This window comes from Frankia sp. CeCAU1, assembly GCF_977971845.1.
In genome coordinates, this window is the sequence record NZ_CDWWXA010000040.1 from 29,242 (window position 1) to 36,756 (window position 7,515).

At 70.1% G+C, this 7,515-nt stretch carries 7 protein-coding genes; 2 read left to right on the forward strand and 5 right to left on the reverse strand.

Going from position 1 to position 7,515, the window contains the following annotated elements; all coding sequences use genetic code 11:
- Window positions 1–410, reverse strand: a 410-nt coding sequence (locus AC08OO_RS09830; protein WP_476618435.1) for a hypothetical protein, incomplete at its 3' end; no start/stop codon positions are given.
- Between the two features lie 540 nt (window positions 411–950).
- On the opposite strand from AC08OO_RS09830, the gene AC08OO_RS09835 reads away from it, so the two are divergent.
- Window positions 951–3,191 (forward strand): McrB family protein, encoded by a 2,241-nt coding sequence (locus AC08OO_RS09835; protein ID WP_476611514.1) that lies wholly within the window; start codon window positions 951–953, stop codon window positions 3,189–3,191.
- A gap of 4 nt (window positions 3,192–3,195) precedes the next feature.
- A complete protein-coding gene (locus AC08OO_RS09840) occupies window positions 3,196–4,446 on the forward strand; it encodes an McrC family protein (protein WP_476611515.1) in 1,251 nt (416 codons plus the stop codon).
- 167 nt (window positions 4,447–4,613) lie between these two features.
- Here AC08OO_RS09840 and AC08OO_RS09845 read toward each other — a convergent pair whose 3' ends face one another.
- The 4 genes from AC08OO_RS09845 to AC08OO_RS09860 all read right to left on the reverse strand — a co-directional run bounded on the left by AC08OO_RS09845 (window position 4,614) and on the right by AC08OO_RS09860 (window position 7,486).
- A complete protein-coding gene (locus tag AC08OO_RS09845; protein ID WP_011437225.1) occupies window positions 4,614–5,444 on the reverse strand; it encodes a carbohydrate ABC transporter permease in 831 nt (276 codons plus the stop codon).
- A gap of 65 nt (window positions 5,445–5,509) precedes the next feature.
- Window positions 5,510–6,517, reverse strand: a complete 1,008-nt coding sequence (locus tag AC08OO_RS09850) for a carbohydrate ABC transporter permease (protein ID WP_476611516.1) — start codon at window positions 6,515–6,517, stop codon at window positions 5,510–5,512.
- A gap of 103 nt (window positions 6,518–6,620) precedes the next feature.
- Complete coding sequence (locus AC08OO_RS09855; protein WP_476618436.1) at window positions 6,621–6,968, reverse strand: hypothetical protein; 348 nt, start codon at window positions 6,966–6,968, stop codon at window positions 6,621–6,623.
- Between the two features lie 83 nt (window positions 6,969–7,051).
- Window positions 7,052–7,486 (reverse strand): metallophosphoesterase, encoded by a 435-nt coding sequence (locus AC08OO_RS09860; protein WP_476618437.1) that lies wholly within the window; start codon window positions 7,484–7,486, stop codon window positions 7,052–7,054.
- Between the last annotated feature and the right edge of the window lie 29 nt (window positions 7,487–7,515).

Below are 7,515 nucleotides of genomic sequence, written 5' to 3' on the forward strand. Positions count from 1 at the left end.
TCCGGGGGCTCGGGGCGGTAGCGGCGGGCCGCGTCCTCCAACAGCGCCAGCTTGGCCTCGATCCGAGCCCGGTCGCTGTTCCCGGGCTCGGTGGGCGGGCGGACCTCGGACGGCCGGTCGCCGGTGGTGTCCGCCGGCCTAGCCGCGCCGCCGCCGGAACGGGCGAGCGCCGCCCTGTCGAGAAGGTCCAGCTTGGCGTCGATGCTGGAGGTGTTCCGGCTGGGAGCATCCCGGCCGGCCGGTCGCTCCTGATGGCGGGGCTCGGGTGAGTCGCCCGGGGAGGCGGCGCGGTCCAGCAGGTCGAGCTTTCTGTCGATCTCGGTGACCCGAGACTGCTCCGGGACCGGCCCACCGCCTGCGTCGGGTCGTTCCGGGGCGGTTTCGAGGCCACGGAAGTCGGCCGGAGTCACCGCGGTAACCTGGCCGGAGACCGGCGAACAGCCATGGACGCTCCCGGGGCAGAAGAGAGCCATTCTCGTGACCGGGCCAACGGTATCGTATTCAGAAGCGCCTGGCACTTGTACGGCATCCCGGCGCGGAGAAGCGAGCCGGGCGGGATTGCCGCCTGTAATCACCTCCGGCGATCGGGGGGCGTATTTCTCCGCGGTCCACGTGAGCCGGCGCCGCGCGAAACAGATCGGTTCGCGCGCCTTCATGCTCGCGGTGAGGACGCTCCTGCCGGCCTGTGTGCCTGCTCACGGCAGCATCGATCTTCGGTTGCCGGCAGGCCCGCCGGGGGCGACGGGCGTTCGGTGCGCGAGGCGTGTGGACGGCGACAGCGGGAAACGGACGGCTCGCTACCTCTCCGGACGGCCTGGCTGGCTCACCAGAATTATCACTCTGGGTAGTGGAAGTTTCGTTCGCTATGAGTGCTTCGTCGTTGTCTGATGACCTGATGAATAATTGCTCCCGATCAGATTCTGCGGGTGGATCGTCTCGGGGGCGGGTGCATGGCGGATCAGCTAGAGATCATCGGCGGGCTGCTGTACCGGGTTATGCGGATCTTGGCGGAGGTCGGCGAGGCGTCTCCGGACGAGCTGTGGATGCGGATGCGTGCGTCCGATGCTGGCGCCGATCCCGGATGGCGGCGCGGATCAGGTGACGACCCGCGGAGCGCCGTCGCAAGGAAACTCGTCCTGCGGGGCGCTGTCTACCTGGCCAGGGCCGGTCATCTGAGTGAGAGTAACCGCCGGTGGCAGGCCACCGGAATCGGCCGGGATGCGTTGCGGGCGTTCCCGGACCAGGCCGCGTGGTGGCGTGATGTCACGGAGCACAACACTTACTGGCGGGAACACCGGAGCAGCCTTGGCCTGGTGGACGACGTCCTCGCGGTGCTGCCCGAACAGACCTGGGTCAGCGTCACGGATCTCTCGACGGTGGCCGATCTGACGGTCGACGGCCTCGTCCGCCATCTGTGCGGCTCCCGCCCCGAGGGCTGGCCGCGCGTACTCGACCCGGCGGGCCGGCCGCCGCGCGAGGCCCGCTTCACCGAGGACGAGTATCGCGACTGGCTGGACTGGTTCGAGGTCGAGGTCGGCGACCTGACGGCGGGGCGGGCTGCCGTCGAGCTGCGGCTGCCGCTCGACGGCCTCCGCATGCTCGTCGAGTCCATCGCGCCGGAGCGGATCCCTCGCCGGGCCTGGCTGGTGCGCGGCGCGGACCGGCGTGGCCGTTCGCTGGCGCGGGATCTCTGGCTGGCCGACGAGGTCTGTTCCCTGCCCGGTGACCGGCTGGAGGTGCGGCCCGGGGTCGACCGGGAGCAGGTGCGCCGGGCGGTCGACCGCGAACACGCCTCGCTCACCTCGGCCCGGCGCGGCCGGCTCACCAGCGAGTACCACGCCTTCCTGAGCCGGATGCGGGAGAACGACCTCGTCGTCGTGAACGACCGTGACGAGTACCACGTCGGGGAGATCCTCGGACCGCCGGTGTTCGTCGCGAGCGTCGGGGGCGTCGCGGACCTGCAACGGCCGGTCCACTGGCGCAACGCCGACGAGCCGGTGAACTACCTCGATCTACCCGATCGGGTGGCGGCCCTGCTCGGCAACGCGGAAGCGCGCATCGTCGATCTTTCCGATTTCGTCGCCGACCTCGACGCCCTGGTGCCCGCGCCCGCGCCGGTGGCATCGATCGCGACGACGGGGGCCGCCCCCCAGAGCGCCGACGCCGACCTGGCCGGCCAGGCCCTCGCCGGCCAGGCCCTCGCCGGGCAGGTCCTCGGCGGGGACGATCTGCGCGAGGTCACGGACGAGTTCGCGGACGGCCTCTTTTACAGCCGGGACTGGTTGCGCAGGTGCGTCGAGCTTCTGCGGGACCGGCCGCAGCTCATCTTCTACGGCCCGCCCGGCACCGGCAAGACGTACCTCGCCCGGCGCTTGGCCTGGCATCTCGCCGACGATCGGCGCGAGAACGTCACCCTCGTCCAGTTCCATCCGTCCTATATGTACGAGGACTTCTTCCAGGGTTTCCGCCCGGTGCAGGTGAAGGGCGGCGACGGTGACGCGGCCACCACCAACCGGATGTCCTTCGAGCTCGTGGACGGTCCGCTGCGCCGGCTCGCCACCGCCGCCGAGCTCAATCCCCGCCAGGCGTTCTTCCTGATCATCGATGAGATCAACCGGGGTGACCTGGCCAGGATTTTCGGTGAGCTGTACTTTCTGCTGGAATACCGCGGGGAGGCCGTCACCACCCAGTACGCCTCCGCGGACACGCGCGACTTCCAACTACCGAAGAACCTGTTCATCATCGGCACGATGAACAGCGCGGACCGTTCGATCGCCGCCTTCGACCAGGCGCTGCGCCGGCGGTTCACCTTCGTCGGGCTCCATCCGGACGTCGAACCGACCGCGTCCGTGCTGCGCCGCTGGCTTGCGGCAGGCGACCTGCCCGACGAGGCGGCCCGCCTGCTCGGCGAGCTGAACCGCCGCATCGACGACCCGGACGCCCGCATCGGCCCGTCCTATCTGATGCGCGACCGCGTCCACCAGAGTGCCGACGGCCTCGACCGGGTGTGGGAACATCAGATCCTGCCGCTGCTGGCCGAACACCACGTCGGCGAGACCATCGACCTCGCGGCCCGGTACGGCCTACCGGCGCTGCGGCAGTCCCTCGGCCTGGCCGCGGTGGTTCCGGCCGCGGTGGTTCCGGCCGCCGGAGTCCCCGCGAACACCATCCCCGGCCCCGCGGCAGGCTGAGGCCATGCTTGCACCGGTGGAGCTGACCGAGGGCGCCGGGTGGCAGCGGCGGAAGCTGAGCCCGGGCCAGGCCGATGCGCTCGATGCCAGCGAGGTGGCGCAGGTGCGGCAACGGCGTGCCGACGGTACCTGCGAGGTCAAGGACAACGCCCTGGTCGGCACCGTGCGCCTCGGGTCGGGCGAGGATGCGTTCGAGGTTCGCATCCGACCCAAGGTCACCATCCGCCGTCTGCTGTTTCTGCTTGGCTACGCGCAGGATCGCGGCAGGTGGTTCGAGGACGAGGTCCAGGCGGCGGAGGAACCGGATCTTCTGCCCGCGGTCGCCGTGGCGTTCGCCCGAACCGCCTCGCGGGCGCTCGCGCACGGGGTGCCGCGAGGCTATCGGCAGGTGGATGCGGCGCTTCCCGTCCTTCGCGGCCGGCTGCGCGAGTCCGCGCAGCTCCGGCAACGGTCCGGGGTGATGTTCCCCCTCGAGGTGCGCTATGACGAGCGCACCGTCGACACCGCCGAGAACCGGTTGCTGCTCGCAGCCACCCGCTCGCTGCTCGCCCTGGCCGGGGTGGCACCGGCCACCGCCCAGGAGCTGCGCCGTATCGCCGCCGCCCTGGACGGTGTGGCCGAGCCGGCGCACGGCCCCGTCGAGCCGCCGGACTGGGTGCCAACCCGGGTGAACGCGCCTTACCATGCGGCGCTCCGGCTCGCCGAGACGGTCTTGCGCTCGTCTTCCTTCGAACGGGAAGACGGGGAGACGCTCCGGGTGGACGGCTTCGTGGTGAAGATGTGGGAGGTCTTCGAGGACTTCGTGACCCACGCCGTCGACGAGGTCCTCACCCACCGCGGCGGTGAGGTCCGCCTGCAGGACCGCACCCACCACCTCGACGAGGACCGGACGCTGGAGATGTGCCCCGATCTCGTGCTGTACCGGCCGGAGGGCCCGGGCGGGCGGATGATCCCGGCGGTTGTCCTCGACGCGAAGTACCGGCTCGCGATCCGACAGGGCGCGCGCGCACACGTGTACCACCAGATGATCGCCTACTGTGCCCGGCTCGGCGCCCGGCAGGGACGGCTCGTCTACGCCGGCTCGGAGCGGGCCGACGGCCAGCCCGGCGGTCGTGGCGACGTCATCCGGAGCCGGATCGGGGGTCCCGCGCCCATCGAGCTCGTGACGTACGTGCTCGACCTGAGGCTCCCCCTGGCCGAGTTGCGGGCCAGGATCGAGCGGATCGCCGACGATATGGTCACCCCGTCCGTCTGACGGAGCTCTCCGATCTCGCGGCCCACTTTCGCGGCCCACCTTGGATCGCCGTCACCCGGCCGGCCGGCTTCCTTTGGATAGGCGAGAGGCGAGAGGCGAGGAGCTGCCGCCGGGAAACGGGGCCGCGCGGTCAGCGTAGGCCGGAGCGGTCAGCGCGGTCAGCGCGGTCAGCGCAGGCCGGAGCGCACGAACGCGTCGACGACCTGGCGCTGCAGGACCAGGTAGAGGGCGAAGACGGGCAGGCAGGCAAGGCCGGACCCGGCCATCACGGCGCCCCAGTTGTCGCCCTCGAGGGTCAGGAAACCGCGGATGCCCAGCTGGATGACGGAGTTCGCCCGCTGCAGCGCCAGCGCCGGCCAAAAATATTCGTTCCAGGCGGTGATGAACAGCAGGATCGACAGCGACGCCAGCGCCGGGCGCAGGTTCGGCACGACGACCGTCCACAATGTGGACCATGAACCCCGCCCGTCGATGCGGGCCGCGTCGAGCAGCTCCCGGGGGAAGGCCTGCATGTGCTGGCGGAGCATGAGCACCGCGAGCGCCGAGCACAGGTTCGGCACGATGACGCCGGCCAGCGTGTTCAGCAGGCCCAGGTTCGACAGCACCAGGTAGTTCGAGATCATCGTCACCTGGAACGGGATGAGCCAGGTGGCCACGAACGCCAGGTAGAACAGGGTCCTGCCGCGGAACTCCCAGGCGGCGAAGGCGTAGGCGGCGAGCAGGGACATCATGAGCTGGCCGGCGGCGGTGACGGCGGCGATCGTGAAGGTGTTGGCGAGCAGCACGCCGATGTCGAGACTGTCGAAGACGTAGCGGTAGTTCGCGAGGCTCAGCGGCCAGGGCAGGAGCGACTGGTCGAAGATGTCGTCCGGCCGGCGGAAGGAGGTGGCGAACATCCAGTACACCGGAAACAGGCTGATCAGGCTCAGTAGGGCCAGCATCAGATGGCTGGCCGCGGCCCGCCAGTGGGGTATCCGCGGTATCCGCATGCTGCTCATCGTGTGCGCATCCTTGGATCGGGGGACCGGGGTGCGTCGAGAAATCCGGTCGCCGAGGGTCCGGGTCAGTTGTCAGCGAAGCTGTACCGGTCGGCCAGTTTGACCAGCACTGCCGCCACCACCGCGAAGACGAGGAAGAACGCGATGCCCGCCGCGGAGGCCAGACCGGAGTCCAGGCTGCGGAAACCGAACTCCCAGAGCAGGTAATAGATGTTGGTCGAGGAGTCGGCGGGGCCGCCCTGGGTGAGCACGTCGAGCAGTGGGAATGTCCACTGCCCCGACAGCAGCACGGTTATCAGCAGCATGAACAGCAGGGTCGAGCGCAGCATCGGCAGAGTCACCCACCGGGTGACCTGCCAGCGCGACGCCCCGTCCATCTCGGCGGCCTCGGCGTAATCACTGCTGATGCCGGTGAGTCCGGCGGAGATGACGAGGGTGGCGAAGCCGAGGATCTGCCACGCGCAGATCGCCAGGATGGCGATCAGCGCCGTCCGCTCCTCCCGCAGCCAGCTGTAGTCACCAAGCCCGAGGGCGTGGTTCACCACCCCTTTGGAATCCAGCAACCAGCGCCAGACCGCGGCGGCGGGGACCGGCGCGACCAGCATCGGCAGAAAGACCAGCGCCCGGTAGACGGTGCGCGACCGACCGCCCAGGTCCCGGATGGCCAGCGCGATGGCGGTGGGCAGAACGATGGCGAACGGAACCAGGCCGAGGATGTACCACAGCGTGTTCTTCGCGGCGCCCCGGAGCTGCGGAAGGGTGAAGATCTGCCGGTAGTTGTCCAGACCGACGTAGGTCCGTGGCGAGTTCGGCAGCAGGTTCCAGTGGTAGAAGGACAGCTGGACGGCCTCGATGATCGGTTTGTAGGTCCATAGCACCAGGCTGGCCACTCCGGGCAGCAGGTACAGGTAGGGCGGGGTGGCGGCGAGCATCCGCCGGGCCAGGGACGGCCGGGCGGCCCGCACCGGCACGCGCGACGCGGCACCGGCGGAAACTGCGGCACCGGCGGAAACTGCGGCACCGGCGGGGACCGTGGCGCAGGCTGCCCCCGGGATGGCGATTTCGACGAACACGGTTCGGAAGCATCCTTTCCGGAGGCGCGGGAAGTCCGGAGGCGTGGGAAGGGCCGACGCACCGGACGGGGTCGGTGCCGGACGGGGTCGGTGCCGGACGGGGTCAGTGATAATCCGCCGCGAGCTGGACGACCTCGTCGAGGGTCATGTCGTAGACCACTTCGGAGGTGGCGATCGGTACCGCGGTGGCGACGGCCCCCTCGGGGTAGACGTCGATCCGGGTGTACTCGCCCCCCACCAGGCCGGTTATCCGGTCGGCCGGGCCGAGGGTGCGTATCCGGTAGGCGGTGGCACCCGCCACCCAGACCGGAACGCCGCTGAGCACGCCCGCGGACGCGTGGTGGGCGTGACCGGCCAGCACGATCTTCACGTCGCTGCCGGCGAGCACGTCGGCGAGGTTCTGCGGCTCGGCGAGCAGGAGCGAGTTCACCATCGCGAGCGGGGACGGCACGGGTGGGTGATGCAGGGCGAGGATGGTCCCGTCAGGGGCCGCGGTGGCCAGCTCGTCGGCGAGCCAGCGCAGCTGGGCGGTGCTCAGAAAGCCGCTGTGCTCGCCCGGTTCGGTGGGGTGTCGAGCATGATGATCCGCAGGTCACCGACCCAGTGCACGTAGTCGTGAGCCTCCGCCGTGGGTTCCGCGCCGAGCAGTCCCTCCCGGAACGGGCCACGCGAGTCGTGGTTGCCGACGCCGTAGAGCACGGGCGTGCCCAGGCGCGCCGCCACCGGTTCGACCAGGTCACGCAACCGCTGGTAGGCCAGCAGATCACCGCGGTCGGCGAGGTCGCCGGTGAGCAGCAGGGCGCCGATCTTCAGCGTGGACGCCTCGATCTGGTCGAGCACGGTGCGCAGCGCGGCGTACGTGTCGACCTTGCCGTGCATCAGCTCACCCTCGCGGGCGATGTGGGTGTCACTGATCTGGATCAGGATGTGGGTGGGCGTGTGCGCGGTCGGGTCCAGGAGTATTGGCATGGACATCCTTCCGGAGCGGGGTTCAGGGC

What these genes read in the sequence shown, in the direction of transcription:
- AC08OO_RS09860 (WP_476618437.1), bottom strand. Translation starts at nt 7,486, where the DNA reads ATGCCAATACTCCTGGACCCGACCGCGCACACGCCCACCCACATCCTG.
- AC08OO_RS09845 (WP_011437225.1), bottom strand. Translation starts at nt 5,444, where the DNA reads ATGAGCAGCATGCGGATACCGCGGATACCCCACTGGCGGGCCGCGGCC.
- AC08OO_RS09840 (WP_476611515.1), top strand. Translation starts at nt 3,196, where the DNA reads ATGCTTGCACCGGTGGAGCTGACCGAGGGCGCCGGGTGGCAGCGGCGG.
- AC08OO_RS09835 (WP_476611514.1), top strand. Translation starts at nt 951, where the DNA reads ATGGCGGATCAGCTAGAGATCATCGGCGGGCTGCTGTACCGGGTTATG.